Source organism: Pseudoflavonifractor sp. MSJ-37 (genome assembly GCF_018917965.1).
In the GTDB taxonomy this organism is placed as follows: domain Bacteria; phylum Bacillota; class Clostridia; order Oscillospirales; family Oscillospiraceae; genus Pseudoflavonifractor_A.
The window spans coordinates 137,876-153,084 of record NZ_JAHLPP010000006.1; the positions used below are offsets into that span (position 1 = coordinate 137,876).

The window sequence follows — 15,209 nt, forward strand, 5'->3', positions numbered from 1 at the left end:
CGTTCGTTTGGTCTTTAGCGGAAGGTCAGCTCCCGCACGTCCGAGCTCACATAGGCCTGACTGCCGCCGGACACGTCGGCCTTCACGGACACGCCGGCGATCTGCGCCACGTCCTCCGTCGGGAGGGCGAAGCGCTGGCCGTCGCTGGGCGTCAGGCCGGACACATTGGGCAGGATCAGGCGATAACCGATCGTCCCGTCCCCGTCGGCCTCCCGCTGGAGGACCGTGCCCAGCTCATAGGCATAGGCGTAGGCCGCGCCGCTGTCGGTCTGATAGGCGCCGGAGAAGCGGATCGGGCCGGTCACGGCCCAGGAGCCGTCCGGCTTGGGCGTGACGCCGGTCCAGACGGTCCCGTCGGCGGACACCTCCACCGTGGGGACCGAGGTGTCGGTCTCCGTGATGCGGAGCTGGCACTTCCCGCCGTTCTTGTCGGTCAGGACCAAATCGTACCGGTCAGCGCTGTCCACGCCGGTCCAGGCGATCGTAGTCTGCTCGGCGGTCCAGAGCTTCTCCTCCGGGTCGATGTCGGCCTTCACGTTGACGGACACGGGGATCGTCCGGCCGATCTGCCCCACCACGGCGGAGGGACTGTCCAGCTTCACGGCAGGGAGCCGCACCCGCTCGCTGGTCACCCAGTCGGAGCTGACCTGTCCGGCGGCGCTGGAGATCCGGGCCTGGAACTGGATATACTGGCCCGCCCAGCGGGTGGTCAGTCCGGTCAGGGACTGGTGATAGACGTCGTTCCGGTCGGCGGCCATGGCCTCCACGCCCTCGTCGGGCCAGTCGGCCAGCTTGTCCCCATCCGCGTCCGTGATCACGGCCCGGATCAGGTAGGTACTGCCGCCCGGGGGCAGACTGCCCGCGTCCGGCGTCACGGTGACGCTGAGGCCGCCGCTCCGGAAGTCGGCCGCCGGGGTGGGCGTATCGAGGTCGTCGGTCCAGCTGTATCCCCATGTCACCGTGGGCACGCCGATGCGCTGGGGCACGGTGAGGGAGTAGCTGACGCCGTTGGGGCTGTCCGCATAGGCGGCGCTGTTGGACTGGGCCACCAGATAGAGGGTGACCTCCTGTCCGGCGTAGGCGGACAGGTCCCGCTCCGCCTCATACTGGGCCGCGCCCGCCGCCGGGACGGGATCACCCAGCTTGGCGGCGGCACCGCCGGCGGTCTGGAGCCAGATCTGATAACTGCCGCAGCCGGTCTCGTCGGTGATGGCGGGCCAGCTGATGCGGTAGACCAGCTCGTTGATGTCCGGGTTGTCCACAGTGGGCTGTCCCGGCCGCTCCAGCCTCTGCTGGACCGCATAGGTCTTGGTGGTGCTGAGGCCGATCTCGTTCCTCGCCGCGTCGCCGATCCGGCCCACGGTCAGCTCCACAGCCGGGAAGCTCCAGCTGTCAGCCGCGATGGTGAAGGACTTGGCCGTCTCGCCCGGATAGGCCTCGCCGGTGGGGATGGTGACCCGGGCGCCGTCGGCGGTCACGCCGATCAGCTCCACCTGATAGCGGGCATCCGTATAGGTGGCGGCGGGCTTGTCCTGATCCCAGCTAAAGGTATAGGAGAGAGAGCCGTCGATCAGCTCCCGCTCCGCCGTGTCGGACAGCTCCGGCGCGGGGAGGGCCTTCAGGGACAGCGCGGTCTCCTTGAAGCAGTCGTGCTTGTAGAAGGAGTCCCACTTGCTGTCCTTCTCCCAAAGCACCATGCTGTACTGGATCTGGTCGGTGTAGGTGCCGTCGTCCCGATAGGTGCGGATGGTGTCCCGGGCGGCCGCCTCTGCATTGTTGAATCGGCCCAAGCCGTCGCCGTAGGCGTACACCGGGCCCAGGCCGGAGGCGGCGTACCACGCCCGCAGGCGCAGGTCCGATGCCTCAAAGATCTGCCGGGGCAGATCCCGGAAGGTGGCGTTGACCGTACTGCCCGCCGCCGCCAGCACGTCCTCATAGGCGAAGGTGACGGTGGTGCCCCCGATCTCGCCCACCAGCTCCACCCGGTAGACGGGCGGGGTGTTCACAGAGGGCTCCCGGACCGTCAGACCGCCGGTGATCGTCAGGTCCTCCAGCGTGTCGCCGGAGATCTGAGCCGTCAGGCTCTGGAGGGTGGCGTCCGGCTTGTAGTTCGTGGCTCTGTTGGGGGTATAGGTGGACACGGTGGTGACCACCGGGTTTGGCGTCACGCCGTTGGCAGTTCCGGCGGAAGCGGTGAGCTTCAGCTCCTGCACGCCCTGGCCGTCGATGTAGGCGGCGGTGTTCTGGGCGTCCAGGGTCCGGGTCTGGCCATTGATCTCCAGCTTCACCGCCCAGCCGTCGAAGGCCTGGAAGGCGTCCAGATCCTCCAGCGTGTAGCAGTAGACGTACTCAGAATGGCTGGTGGAGAAGTTATAGTTGTAGAGCTGGATGCGGATGGCGGGGTCGGGCAGGACCGTGGTGTTGGTGAGGCCGCGGCTGGTCCACTCGGAGGGGGCCACGTCCTCGTCGATGCTGACGGCCCGGACCTTCACCACGATCTCCTTCCCGGCGGTCTCCTTCCGCAGCTCCTCGGGGAGCTGGAAATGGCCGGTGGTGACACCGCTCTGGTGGGGCTGCGTCTCGCTGACCCAGCCGCCCTGGCCTTTCTCCGTGGGGAAGAAGCGCAGGCCGGAGAGGAGCTCCTTCCCGTCCGCCGTCTCCACCACGCCCTCATAGTACAGGGGGCGGCTGGCGTCCGTGATGGTCACGGTGAATCCGGCGTCGCTCTCGGCGAGCTCCACCTTCTGAGGCACGGCCATCTGAGCGCCGGAGGGCCCGGACACCAGGCTCTCCAGCCCCTTCATGTAGCCGGACTTCACGTATCGATCGATGGACCAGCTGTCCTCGTTCTTGAGGCTGCTCAGGAAGCTCCCGTTGCTGTCCAGGCTCTGTATCCGACCATAGGGCTCGCTCGGCAGGTAGAAGAGGATCCGGCCGCCCACGACCTCCTGGCCGTTATAGCGGCTCTTGATCAGATTCCCGCCGCCGGTGATGTAGGAATTGCTCTGGTCCATGTGGTCATAGATGCCATAGCTCTTCGTGTGGGTGTCGTTCTTGTTGGTGCGGAGCGGACCGGCCTCGGCCGCGAAGATGCTGCCGCTGGCCGTCGTGCCGTAAGCGATCATCCGGGCGTCTGCCCGATGGGACTCCTCACGCCCCTTATTGAAGGAGACGTTTCCTCCGGTACCGGGGAACGCAGTGCCACTCGTAAGGGACGCGCCCCGCTCCGTCAGGGACCATCGGTCCAGGAAGTAGTAGTTGTCGCCCACCTTTTGAGTCACGTCCAGGGTAGCCGGCCGGCTGCTACTGCCGGACATCGAAACGATCTCGGTGTCGTTGTCGGTCGAGTCGAAGATCGACGTGGAGAAGCAGTTCTGGATATAGGTGTTTTGGCTCACGTCCCCATAGCGGTCTCCAAAAATACCGCCCCGGAAGCTTCCGCCGGACAGCCCTCTGGCGTAGTTCCGGCACCGGTCGATGTTCAGGATGATGTTCTTGGTGGACTGGGCGATCTTTCCGCTTTCCGAGGACGCGTCGTCCGCGGAGAAGAAGCCCACGATGCCGGAAGCCATGGAGGAGGAGTAGATCTCCACGCCCTGACCGTTGACACAGCCCACCACATTGATGGTGAAGCTCTGCCCGCCGTCGGCAGTGTTGGACTTATAGGCGGTCACGTTGCCCAGGATGCCGGCGCTGTCATTGGCTCCGCTGCCTCTGCTGCCGTTGGCCAGATACATACTGCCGTGGTTCTGGCAGTCTACGATGTTGAAAGCCTGACCAGAGGAGGCGTGGTAGAGCTGGGCCACGATGCCGCCGGAAGCGCCCACCCAAGCCGTATGATAGGTGGTCTGGAGACTGCCGTAATTATAGCAGTCCAGGATCGTGCCGCCGTTGGCGGTCCACTGTCCCACCACACCGCCGGCGTAGTTGCCCCGGTAACAGTAGACCATGCCATAGTTCACGCAGCCCTGGATCGTCCAGGTGGCGGTGGTCTGGTCCATCTGGTTGCCGATGATGCCGCCGGCGAAGCGGTCGGTCAGATCCGTCGAGGTCCAGCGGCCCACGAAGGCCCGGTTCAGGAGGAAGGACAGGTCCTTCTCGCTCTCGTTCATGCCGATGATGCCGCCGGTGCCCACGCCGATGCTGGGGGACCTGTTGATCAGCAGCCAGTTGCCGCTGGCGCACTTCGTCAGCTCACCGCTGGGAGCGTTGTAGCCTGTGATGCCGCCCAGGGTGCCGTTCCCGGTGATCTTCATCTGGGCGGACCGGCCAGCCGTCAGCGATCTGCCTCCGGCGTAGGAGAGCGCATCGATCTCTTTGTTGTTCTGCGTTTCCACCCGGCCGGTATCCGGGACGATGTTCCGCGTTTCGATGTTGGCCAGCAGGGTACTGACCTTCTCCACGCCGTCCATGAGCCTGGCGGTCCCAGCGTCGCCGGACCGCTCGATCGTGCCCTTGTTGTAGCCGGTCACGCCGCCCACCATGCCGTAGCCCACGGTGATGGTCGTCCTGTGCGCATCGTCGGTCTCGTCCGAGAGGGTGCAGCCCCGGATGAGGCCGGTGGTCTCGTTCTTGCCGGCGATGCCGCCCATATGGGAGGCCAGAGCCTCCTTCTGCTCGGCAGTGCTGGTAGAGGTGGCGGTATACACGCCGGCGGCCGTCAGGGTCAGGCCGGACACGGAGCAGTCCTCCAGCGTACCGGCGTTCCAGCCGGCGATGCCGCCGTAGCAGCTGCCCGCCGCGCCCTTGGACTCCCGGATCTCACCGGAGTAGACGCAGGACCGCACAGTCCCCGCCGTGGAGACACCGTTCTCCGTGCGGACCTCATTCCGGCCCACCACGCCGCCCAGATACTGATAGTTGGAGAAGTCCTTGAAGCTGGAGACGACCGTCACGTCCACGACGGTGCCGCCCTCGTTCCGGCCCACGGCGCCGCCCACGGTGAGGGTGCCGTTGACCATGTACCGGGGCTGGAAGCGCACCGTGGTGGAGGCGGAGCCGGTCTCATCGCCTACGGTGCCCCGGTCGAGGCCCGTCACCGCCCCCAGGACCTTCGCGGTCCCTGAGATGGTCACGTTCCCGTCCGTAGGCGCACTGCCCACGATCACGCCGCCCTCGTGGTTCACAGCGCACACCGCGCCGCTCTCCTCCACGCCCAGACTGCGGATCTGGACAGAGGCCACGCCGCAGTTCTGGATGGTGCCATAGTTCTCGCTGGCTACGCCGCCGGCATAGCCGGCGCTGGCGGTGACGGAGCCGCTGTTGGAGCAGTGGTCCAGGGCACTGCCGGCCCAGGCCACGCCCACGATGCCGCCGGCCGCGTTCTTGTCGGCCATGACGGCGCCCGTGTTCTGGACATAGGACAGGATGGCATCCCCGCCCTCCTGCGCGCCAACCACGCCGCCGGCCTCGCCATTGGCGGCCCGGACCAGCTTGGCGGAGCTGATCAGCCAGGCATCCTTCGTCCCGCTCAGCGCGCCCTTGTTGATGCCGGCGATGCCGCCCACCTTCCGGTCGCCCCGGATCGTGAGCCCGCTGTCGGCGGCGGTGATGCCGCCGGTGCCCGCGATCCGGAGCGTGCCCCGCGCGGTGTTCACGCCGATCAGGCCGCCCACGCCGGAGCCGGAGCCCCGGACGGTCCGGTCCTTCCCGGCGGAGACGCTCTGGGAATAGACCAGCGCGCCGCCGCTTCGGCCGATCGTGCCGCCCACGGCGCTCCCGCCGGTGACGTTGGCGCTGCTGACGCAGTCCCGCACGGTGCCGCCGGTCATGTTCCAGCCCACGATGCCGCCGGTCGTATCCCGTCCGGTGACGGTACGGCCCTGCTCGGTGGCGCAGTTCTGGACCGTTCCGTGGACATAGGACACCTTATCGTCTCCGGAGCCGTATTCGATGTCGCCGGTGCTACCCACGTTGAGGCCTACGATGCCGCCCACATAGTCCTGAGCGGCGCTGCCCATGCTCCCCTTGAGGACGCAGTCGAGGACCAGGCCCTCATTCAGGCCCACGATGCCGCCCAGGGCGGTGTGTCCATTCATGGCGCCGGTGTTGGTGCAGTGGTCGATCACATGGTCGGGACCGTTGACGCCGATCACGCCGCCCACGATGGAGGCCCGGAGCGTGTCTCCCTCCCCCAGCTCGGCGCGGAGGTCCGCGACGGCCTCCGTATAGCCGCCCTCGTCCAGATAGGCCGCCACGTCCACGCCTTTGGCCAGCGTGCTGTCGGCGAACTCTCCGGCGGCGGGCTGGTCGAAGGTGCCCTTGTTCCAGCAGTCCTTCAGGATCAGGAAACTGCCCTGATCCGCATAGCCCACGATGCCGCCGGCATAGGCATAGGCCCGGATGGCCATGTCGTTGACCGGGACAGCGGTGGTCTCGATGCCGGTGCCCTTCACCGTCAGTCTGTGATCATTGTTCGAGGTCAGGAAGCCGTCCGCTTTGGCCGTTTTGGGGATGTTGGCGCCATCGGCCACGGCAGGCAGGTAGTGATGCCGGGTCCCCTCGTCCATCAGCTCCATCAGCAGGGAGCGGCCGGCGGGGAGCTGACCGGCGGAATAGCTCCGATAGTAGCCGATCAGACCGCCGCAGTAGGCCTCTGCCGTGATGCTGCCCAGGCTGGTGACCCGGATGCCGTCGATGGTCCGGTCCTGAGAGAGGTCCACCACGCTGGCGCCGACCGCGCCGCCCACATAGAAGCGGCCCTTGACGCTCCTTGGCTGGACAGTATAGCTCTGACCCAGCATCTCCTCAGAGGCGTTCAGGCCGATCAGGCCGCCCACGCAGTCGCCGCTGGCGGCCACCCGGCCGCTCAGGAGGGTATATGCCACATCGATGGTGCCGCCGGCGTCGTTGAAGCCCACCAGACCGCCCACGAAGTTCCGGCCCACCACGATGCCGGAGACGCTCCGGGTGGTGATGACGCCATCCTCATCCCGGAACTGGATCCTGCCGCTGTTGTAGCCCGCCAGACCGCCAGCGCAGTCGCCTGCGGCCTCCCAGTCCAGCACCATGCGGTAGATCTTGTCCGAGGTATCGGAGACATAGCTGGCGCAGTCCTTGACGGTGGGGACCTGAGTCGGACCGTCCATGGTCTCCACCGCCACGTTCGCGCCCACGATACCGCCGATGTACTTGCCATAGCCCGCGGCCACGCCGGTGTTGACGCACCGCTCGATGGTGGACTCGCCCCGGTTCTCGCCCACGATGCCGCCTACGTAGTCATAGCCGATCACATAGCTGGCGTTGGTGGTGACGCTGATGCTCTGGGCCTGGATCATGTCGCTCAGGGAGCTCCCCGAGCCGACCAGACCGCCCACGATGCCGCCCACATAGTCCCGGCCCAGCACATAGCCGCCGGACTGGGTGGCGCAGTCCCGGACGAGGCTGCCGCTGCCGTAGCCCATGATACCGCCCACATAGCGTCCCTTGAGTTTGTCCTTGTCGGCCACAGTATAGGCATAGCCCTGCGCCTGACCGGAACGGCTGGTGCACTTCTCCAGCACAGTATCGACCGCATAGCCGACCACGCCGCCGATATAGTGTCCCGTGTCCCCATCCGAGGCAGAGGCATCGGCGCTGGAGAGGACCAGGCCCTCGTTGTCACAGTCCACCAGATCGGCGCTGTGGACCACCGTGCTCACAGGGGCGGCCCCGTTCACGCAGCCCACGATGCCGCCCACCCGGCGGTCGCCGATGACCTCCGCCTCGTTGGTGCAGGACTCGACCACAGTGGTGTCGGACAGACGCGCGAAGCCCGCGATGCCGCCCACGCCGTTGCCGCCGCTGGTCCCGGCGGCCTTCAGCGTGCCCGTGACCGTGCCGGAGACGGTGATGTCCTTCGCCGCGCCGGTCCCGGAGGACAGGTCCAGTACGCCCACCGCGCCGCCCACGCCCAGAGGATCGGCACTGTTTTGGCTCTCGCTCAGGTCCGCCGCCACACGGACGCCCTCGACGGTGACGCCGCTCAGCGTGCCGGTGCTCTTCCCGGCCACGGCAGCCGCGCCGGTCAGCTTTTTATGGCCGCCGTCCTCCCCCGCCGTGATGGACACGCCGGGGCTGGTCAGGCGCAGATCCTGGATCGTGCCTTCGTTCTGGGCGAAGAGGCCCAGCCAGACGCCGTCCGTGGGGATGGAGGCTCGGTCCAGCTCCACGTTGGCGATGGCCGTCTCTCCGGTGAAGAGGCCGGTGAGACGGCTCAGGAGGCTCCCGTCGGTGCCCCGCAGGGTCTGCGTCTCCCCCAGAGAGGGGATGGTAGGGAAGCTGGGGCCGTCTCCGCCGTGGAGGGCCTTCAGCGTCGTGGCCTCTCCGGCGGTGGTCTCATAGACCGTCACGCTGTCGCTGGTCCAGTCCAGAGCGCGGGCGGTGACGGTGAAGGTCTGCGTCTCAGCGGCCCCGTCCATATAACGGATGTTGGACAGGTGCCGGAAGGCGGCGATCCCATAGTCCCCGGTGCTGGAGCCGTCCGCGAACATGGAGTTGGCGGTGTTGGACTGGAGGGCCGTGCTCTGGGTATACTCACCGGTGAGGCCGCCGGAATAGTCCGGGAACGCCTGCACTGTGGCATAGATGTTCCGGGGCGCGGCCAGCGCGCCGCCGAAGCGGCTGATGCTGGTGGAGCTGGTCATGGCCGCCGTGCCGGCGCCGTCCTTGGCCAGCGCGTCGATCAGACTGGCCTTCATCATGGCGTCCATGGTCAGGGTGAACCGGCCGGTGGCGTTGTCATAGGCCAGAGGATAGGCCCACTCGCCGCTCGCCGCTCCTCCGGCGGCCACATCGGTGGACAGATACACCACCTTGCCGTCGCCGCTGAGCGTGCCCATGCCGGAACGCTTCACCTGAGCGATGGTCAGGAGGGTGTCGTTGGTATCCGCATCGTAGAATTTGACTTCAAAATACACATCGTTATCGCCGTGGGCGGAGTTGCTGGTCCAGTTGAGGGTCAGGGCCTCGCTGTTGACCAGGCTGATGGAGCGGATCTTGAGCTTGGTCTGCTCCAGATCCACCACATTGGCCACGTCATCCACCGAATAATAGCCCAGACGCTCCGTCCGGCGGGTGTCATAGCTCCGGTCCGCCATGCTCAGCACGGAGACGCTCTCCGGCGACGTGTCGTAGGTCAGCGCCGTACAGGCCGTCCCATAAAAAACAGAATAGACCTGTCCGGACTCCACGTCGATCTCCACACAGATCGCTGCGTCCAGCAGGCTCTTGTCATAGGTGTCCTCTTCCAGAAGCTGGGCCACGATGGCTCCGTCGCCGGACAGGGCGCCGGAGCTATACTCCCCCGCGTCCAGCCGCAGACCGTAGATCCGGCCCCGCGGGGCGTTCGGATCGGAGAAGACCGCCTCGGTGCCCTCCTCCTTCACCCGGAGGGCCAGCTCCTCCCAAGTACCACCCGTGCGGCGGTAGGTCAGGGCGGACTCCGCCGAGAGGTACATGGTCTTGGCGTAGGACTCGTTCCGGCGGAACTGGGCCAGATGGATATAGGCCGTCAGGTTCGGCACCGCGATGGCCGCCAAAATGCTCAGGATGACGAGGACCACCGTCAGCTCCACCAGCGTGAAGCCCTTCTTCTTCATTCCGCGCACGATCCCCGCCTCCTTCCTATCCGCTTCCGGTCCGGAGCTCTCATGGGACGATCTCCCCGTTCCGTCCTGCCGGACTGGACAAAAAACTGGCTACGCTCCAAGGGTAGACGACTCCCGTGGATCGCAGCCAGCCGATCATAGCGGAAGGCCCTGCCTCCGCCTTAGACGCTCAACTTTGCGTCGCCGTCTTTCGACGGCTTTGCCCAATGATCTATCGTTACGATATGTCCCGGCCGGTCTGTGCTCCGACACTGGAAAGGCCCTCGAAAATCACATATCGATATATAGGTAGTGTAGCAAACCGGGCCGGTGATGTCAAGAGACCGATGCCCGTTTTCCCTACCGTTCCCATATGTAGGATGCGGACATCCGAGGGGCCGTTCACGAACGCCCTCCCGGTCCACGAGGCTCCGGGGCAGACAGTTGCTCAGCAATGGACGTCTGGGACGGGACAGCACCCGTCATATCAGGTGTCAGTCCAGCGCCCCGATCGACGTCAGAGTCAGCGTCTGCGCCTCCCGCACCGCGTCCCAGAGGGGCCTGTCGGCGTCGGCCAGAGCCGCTGGCCCCCGCAGGGCCTCTGTCAGCGCCGCGGCGGTCTTGTAGAGGAGCCCGAAGCCCAGGTTCTGGGCCACGCCCTTGATGGTGTGGGCCGCCCGGAAGGCGGTGGGCCAGTCCTGGGCCTCCAGCGCGGCGGACAGGCTGGCGTAAGAGGGATCGCCCGGGTACTTGTGGATGAATTTGCGGATCATGGTCTCGCTGGGCAGCCTCTGCATGGTCTCCTGATAATTTCCACCGATCGCGGTATAGAACTCTTCCAGAGTCATGTTCGTTCCGACCTTTCTTTCCATATATCCTAAAGAGTAGACTCGGTATCGCTCAAAAAGGGGGCCCGACGGCCTGTATCAGGGACGGCCGCGGCCCAGACGCGCGGCGGGGCGCCGCTTGTCCTCATACATCTGCCGGTCGGCCTGCTTGATGGCCTCTGCCAGAGGCCAGATCTGATAGGCGCCGCCGATGCTGATCGACAGCCGGAGCGCCGGATAGTCCGGCAGGACCAGCTGGCTGACCTTCTGCTTGATCGTGCCCATCCGCTCCCAAAAAGCGTCCCGGCTGATGTGGTCCGAGAACACCAGCAGGAATTCGTCGCCGCCGAAGCGGACCAGCATATCGGTCTCCCGCACGCAGGCGCGCACCGTGTCCGCGATCAGGTGCAGGGCCTCGTCCCCCACCGGATGGCCATGCTCGTCGTTGATGGTCTTGAAATCATCCACATCTATCATCATGACGCCGTCGGCCGTCTCCAGCCGGGCGGCATAGTTCTCGAAGTAGCGGCGGCTGTACGCTCCGCTCACCGGGTCCAGAAAATAATCCTCCCGGCAGTCGGCCACCTTCTCCAGCAGGAGGCGCTTGCCGCCGTTGTCCACCCAGGGCCCCTCGTCCAGCTTGGAGACCATCTCCAGCACGCAGGGCCGGCCGTCCACCTCCGCGTACCGGGCGATCACATGGTAGATCTCGTTGTTGGCGAATTGGAGCTTGTTCTGGCAGCCATGGTCCTGGAACACCGCGGCGGAGACGCAGTCATCACAGCGGTCCCGGGCCGTCCAGACGCCATAGCAGTGGGTGCCGGCACTCTTGAGGGCTCCGTCCTCGCCCAGCTCCAGCACCTCGGTCTTGACCGGGTCCACCAGACGCACCAGATCGAACACTTCGGACAGGCTCTGGATGGTCTTGGCCGCGTCTGCCGTACTGTCCATGCCCAGCCCCAGCGCGAGGGCCCTCTGCCGGGCGGCTCCATCGTGGATATCCACGATCAGGCCCACCATGCCGATGCGCTGATAGGGGGGCTCCTTGCTCCAGATGGTCAGGACGTCGATCCGGTGCCAGCGGCAGCTCCGGCCAGTCGGCAGGAGCGCGGTCATCTGGACCTCCGGCTTTTGGACCGTGGCCTGCCCGACCAGTCCCAGCAGACGCTCCTGGTCGCTCTGGCTCAGGATCCGGAAGTCTCTGGCCTCCTTCAGATCCATCCGCCGGTCATGGCAGCGGCCATCCCGGTCCCACTCGGTCATGCTCACCCATCCGGAGGCCACGTCATAGTCGAAGCGGATCCCGCCGGTCATGGCAGAAAAGAAGTTGCTCTTGGTCCGCTCCATGTCCAGCATCCGCTGGGGGCGGTCGCTCTTGGGCAGGGCCTCGCCCTGCAGGATCTCATTGGAGAGGCGGCGGGCCTCCTTCTCGTGGTCGTGCCCCTTGCCGTCCATCTGTCCCATTTCCCGGCGCAGGGCCTCCCGCACCTCAGATAAGCACTCCATCAGCAGGGGCGCGAAAGCGCCGCACTCCCCGTTCAGGATCATGCGCACCGCCGTGTCGTGGTCGAACGCTTTCTTATAGCAGCGTTCGCTGGTCAGCGCGTCGTACACGTCGGCCAGAGCCACCACCTGGGCGGAGATGGGGATCTCGTCCCCCTTGAGGCCGTCGGGATAGCCCCGTCCGTCCCAGCGCTCATGATGCCAGCGGCAGATCTCGTGGGCGGCCTTCACCAGAGGCTCGTCCTGGCTGACCGGCACGTCCTTCAGCATGGCGGCTCCCACCACGGTGTGGGTCTTCATGACCTCGAACTCCTATCGGTCAGCTTGCCGGGCTTATTGAGGATCTCGTCCGGGATGCTGACCTTGCCGATGTCATGGAGGGCGGAGGCGGTACAGATCAGAGAGATGTCGTTCTCCGTCAGCTTGAAGCGGTCGGTCTTGACCACCAGATGCCGCAGGACCAGCTCGGTGATCGTGCGGATGTGCATCACATGCTGGCCGCTCTCGTTGTTGCGGAACTCCACCACATGGCTCAGGATGCTGATCATCAGGTCGCTGGTCTTCTCCTTCTCATAGACCTGCTCGGCCACCAGACGGGAGAGACGCTTCTGCTTGGCGTAGAGCATCAAAGTGTTGTCCACGCGCCTCCGGACTTCCTTGGCATCGAAGGGCCGCCGGATGTAGTCGGTGGCGCCCAGATTATAGGCCCGCTCCATCGAGAACGGATCCTCATCCGCGGAGATCATGATCACCGGGATCTCCTCCAGCCAGCAGGCGCGGCCCATCATCTCCAGTACGCCGAACCCATCCATCACGGGCATGTTCACGTCCAGCAGGACCAGGTCGATATCCATCTGCCGCTGGAGGTGCTCCACCGCCTCCCGGCCGTTCTTCGCCTCCTGGAAGAGATACTTCTCCTCCCCAAGGATCGCCATCAGGATGGCCCGGTTCATCTCCGAGTCGTCTACGATCAATATGGTCTGTCTGTCATCCATCTGTTTTCATCTGCCTCTCAGGCCCGGGCCCTTCCGGCCCGGATATATCTGGATACCGCCGCGGTCCGCTTTGCGGTATCCAGGGGTTTGGAGCTGGGTCCGTCCATGCCGGCGGCCAGACAGCGCTCCACATCTTTCCGACGGAGGAAGGAGATGGTGCCTCCGCCGATCTCCACCATGTCCCGGATGCCATTTCGGGGTGCGGATGTCGTGGCTCATGCGGCGGAGGAGGTCGGTCTTGGCGATGTCGGCCCGCCTCGTCCCGGCGGAGGTCCACCAGGAAATTGGCGGAGAACACCTCCCCGATCGCGGGCACTAAATGACCAGTTTATCATATCTAATCGATTATTTTATCAAGTTCCCACTAAAAAGTCAACGTTCCGTATCCAACGCCCCGCTATTTCGGGTGTTTTGTCGAGGATCGGCGTTCCATCCATCAAACGCCGTCGTCCAGTAAGGGCAGAGAGATGATGAAGCTGGTCGAGCGGCCGTTGGACTCGGCCCGGATGGTGCCGCCGTGGCGCTCCACGATCTCCTTGGCGATGGCCAGCCCCAGCCCGGCCCCGCCGGTGCGGGTGGAACGGGCGGCATCCAGCCGGTAGAATTTCTCAAAAATGTTGGCCAGCTCCCCCTCGGGGATCTCCAGGCCCTGATTGGAGATCCGGATCTCAGCCTGACCACCCTCCCGGCTGGCCGTCACCCGGATCTCGCTGTCCGGGGTACTGTAATTCACAGCGTTGCGCAGTACGTTATCAAAGACCCGGACGAGCTTGTCCGGGTCTCCGAGCACCGACAGATGGTGCTCGATCTCCGTGGCACACCGGAGCCCTCGCTCCGTGAAGATGGGATAGAACTCATCGGTGAGTTGTTCCAGCAGCATGGTGAGCTGGACGGGGACCATCCGTGCGGGGTCGGCCCCCAGATCCATACGGGTGATGTCGAAGAACTCCCCCAGGAGCTCCTCCAGCCGTTGCGCCTTCTCTAAGGCGATGCCGGTGAATTTGCCCTGCTGTTCCGGTGTGAGGCCAGGATCGTCCCGCAGGAGGGTCAGATAGCCCACCACAGAGGTGAGCGGCGTCTTGAGGTCGTGAGCCAGGAACGAGATCAGGTCCTGCCGCCGCCGTTCTGCGGCCTTGGCCGCGGCCTCCCGGTCCTGAAGCTGGCGGCGGATCGTGTTCAGATCTCGCTCCAGCGGCTCCAGTTCCTTCGGCAAGGCCACCTCCTCCGCCGAAAGGTCGGCCACCTGAGCCGTGGCAGAGGCGATCTGGTCCAGCCATCGGGTGAACCGTCCCATGGCCAGATAGAAGGCGATCAGCATCAGGAAGCCGGTGCCCAACAGGACCCATTCCGCTTTATAGCTGCGGATATAGTGTTGGTATGCATCCAAAGCCACCTGCTGTGTCTGTCCGAACAGGTGGGTCGCGATCCAAACGAAGAAAGAGGCGAATGGGTCCTCTAAGAGTCCGTCCACCACCGTCTCCTTTAGGAAAAGCCCCAGGGCTCCGGCCACGACCGCGCCCAGTACGACCATCAGGAGCATCTTCAGCTTCAAGCGGACATAACGTTTCTTGGTCACGATGGTATCTCCTTTCGGATAAAAAGAAAAACCACCGAATCAATGATTCGATGGTTTTCTTGGAGCTGCTATCCAGATTCGAACTGGAGACCTCATCCTTACCAAGGATGTGCTCTACCTACTGAGCTACAGCAGCAAAATGGCGACGCGGAAGGGACTTGAACCCTCGACCTCCGGCGTGACAGGCCGGCGTTCTAACCAACTGAACTACCGCGCCATTTTGTTGTCCTCTATATATGACAGCAACGCTGCTTTTTACGTGGCAGGGGCAGAAGGAATCGAACCCTCGGCACGCGGTTTTGGAGACCGCTGCTCTACCAGCTGAGCTATACCCCTACATGGTGGGCCTTCACGGGCTCGAACCGTGGACCGACCGGTTATGAGCCGGCTGCTCTAACCAACTGAGCTAAAGGCCCAACTCGGTGTTCGGTCCTGATGGAACGATGAGAACGGCCTGCCGCCGCGTTGCCACGACGGCAAGCCGACTCGTTCTGGCTCCCCCTGTTGGACTCGAACCAACGACCCTGCGGTTAACAGCCGCATGCTCTACCAACTGAGCTAAGGAGGAATGTGGAGAGTCCAGTTCGACCAGACTCTTTGTGTCGGCATTACCTATCTTCCCGGCCCGTCTCCAGGCAAGTATTTTCGGCGCAGGTGAGCTTAACTTCTGTGTTCGGGATGGGTACAGGTGGACCCTCACCGCAATCAACACCGACTGTCTCTATTCTACTCTTTTCTCGCT

The 15,209-nt window shown here is 64.8% G+C and carries 6 protein-coding genes, 5 tRNA genes, 1 rRNA gene and 1 riboswitch; all 12 genes read right to left on the reverse strand.

The window, feature by feature from the left end:
* Positions 1-14: 14 nt before the first annotated feature.
* The 12 genes from KQI12_RS11445 to rrf all read right to left on the reverse strand — a co-directional run bounded on the left by KQI12_RS11445 (position 15) and on the right by rrf (position 15,183).
* Positions 15-9,578 carry a type II secretion system protein gene (locus KQI12_RS11445; protein WP_216573523.1) on the reverse strand — a complete coding sequence of 3,188 codons (9,564 nt, stop codon included), beginning with the start codon at positions 9,576-9,578 and terminating at the stop codon, positions 15-17.
* A 128-nt stretch (positions 9,579-9,706) separates the two neighbouring features.
* A riboswitch (cyclic di-GMP riboswitch) is annotated at positions 9,707-9,801 on the reverse strand.
* Positions 9,802-10,060: 259 nt separating this feature from the next.
* Positions 10,061-10,438: an Hpt domain-containing protein gene (locus KQI12_RS11450; protein WP_216573491.1), complete on the reverse strand. Its 378-nt coding sequence runs from the start codon at positions 10,436-10,438 to the stop codon at positions 10,061-10,063.
* Between the two features lie 54 nt (positions 10,439-10,492).
* Entirely contained in the window at positions 10,493-12,196 is a 1,704-nt protein-coding gene (locus tag KQI12_RS11455) for a diguanylate cyclase domain-containing protein (RefSeq protein ID WP_371818037.1), read from the reverse strand.
* The gene (locus KQI12_RS12820) at positions 12,193-12,891 is read right to left on the reverse strand and encodes a two-component system response regulator (RefSeq protein ID WP_371818038.1); all 699 of its coding nucleotides are present in this window, start codon (positions 12,889-12,891) and stop codon (positions 12,193-12,195) included. The genes KQI12_RS11455 and KQI12_RS12820 overlap by 4 nt, the downstream gene beginning before the upstream one ends.
* Positions 12,892-12,908: 17 nt before the next feature.
* Entirely contained in the window at positions 12,909-13,070 is a 162-nt protein-coding gene (locus KQI12_RS11460; protein ID WP_216573493.1) for a hypothetical protein, read from the reverse strand.
* A 257-nt stretch (positions 13,071-13,327) separates the two neighbouring features.
* The gene (locus KQI12_RS11465) at positions 13,328-14,467 is read right to left on the reverse strand and encodes a sensor histidine kinase (protein ID WP_371818039.1); all 1,140 of its coding nucleotides are present in this window, start codon (positions 14,465-14,467) and stop codon (positions 13,328-13,330) included.
* Positions 14,468-14,527: 60 nt separating this feature from the next.
* Positions 14,528-14,603: transfer RNA gene (locus tag KQI12_RS11470), tRNA-Thr, on the reverse strand.
* A gap of 4 nt (positions 14,604-14,607) precedes the next feature.
* Positions 14,608-14,684: transfer RNA gene (locus KQI12_RS11475), tRNA-Asp, on the reverse strand.
* 43 nt (positions 14,685-14,727) lie between these two features.
* Positions 14,728-14,803: transfer RNA gene (locus KQI12_RS11480), tRNA-Trp, on the reverse strand.
* A gap of 3 nt (positions 14,804-14,806) precedes the next feature.
* Positions 14,807-14,883: transfer RNA gene (locus KQI12_RS11485), tRNA-Ile, on the reverse strand.
* 76 nt (positions 14,884-14,959) lie between these two features.
* Positions 14,960-15,035, reverse strand: a tRNA-Asn gene (locus KQI12_RS11490).
* 32 nt (positions 15,036-15,067) lie between these two features.
* Positions 15,068-15,183, reverse strand: a 5S ribosomal RNA gene (gene rrf, locus KQI12_RS11495).
* Between the last annotated feature and the right edge of the window lie 26 nt (positions 15,184-15,209).

What these genes read in the sequence shown, in the direction of transcription:
- KQI12_RS11460 (WP_216573493.1), bottom strand. Translation starts at nt 13,070, where the DNA reads ATGGTGGAGATCGGCGGAGGCACCATCTCCTTCCTCCGTCGGAAAGAT.
- KQI12_RS11450 (WP_216573491.1), bottom strand. Translation starts at nt 10,438, where the DNA reads ATGGAAAGAAAGGTCGGAACGAACATGACTCTGGAAGAGTTCTATACC.
- KQI12_RS11445 (WP_216573523.1), bottom strand. Translation starts at nt 9,578, where the DNA reads ATGAAGAAGAAGGGCTTCACGCTGGTGGAGCTGACGGTGGTCCTCGTC.
- KQI12_RS11455 (WP_371818037.1), bottom strand. Translation starts at nt 12,196, where the DNA reads ATGAAGACCCACACCGTGGTGGGAGCCGCCATGCTGAAGGACGTGCCG.
- KQI12_RS12820 (WP_371818038.1), bottom strand. Translation starts at nt 12,891, where the DNA reads ATGGATGACAGACAGACCATATTGATCGTAGACGACTCGGAGATGAAC.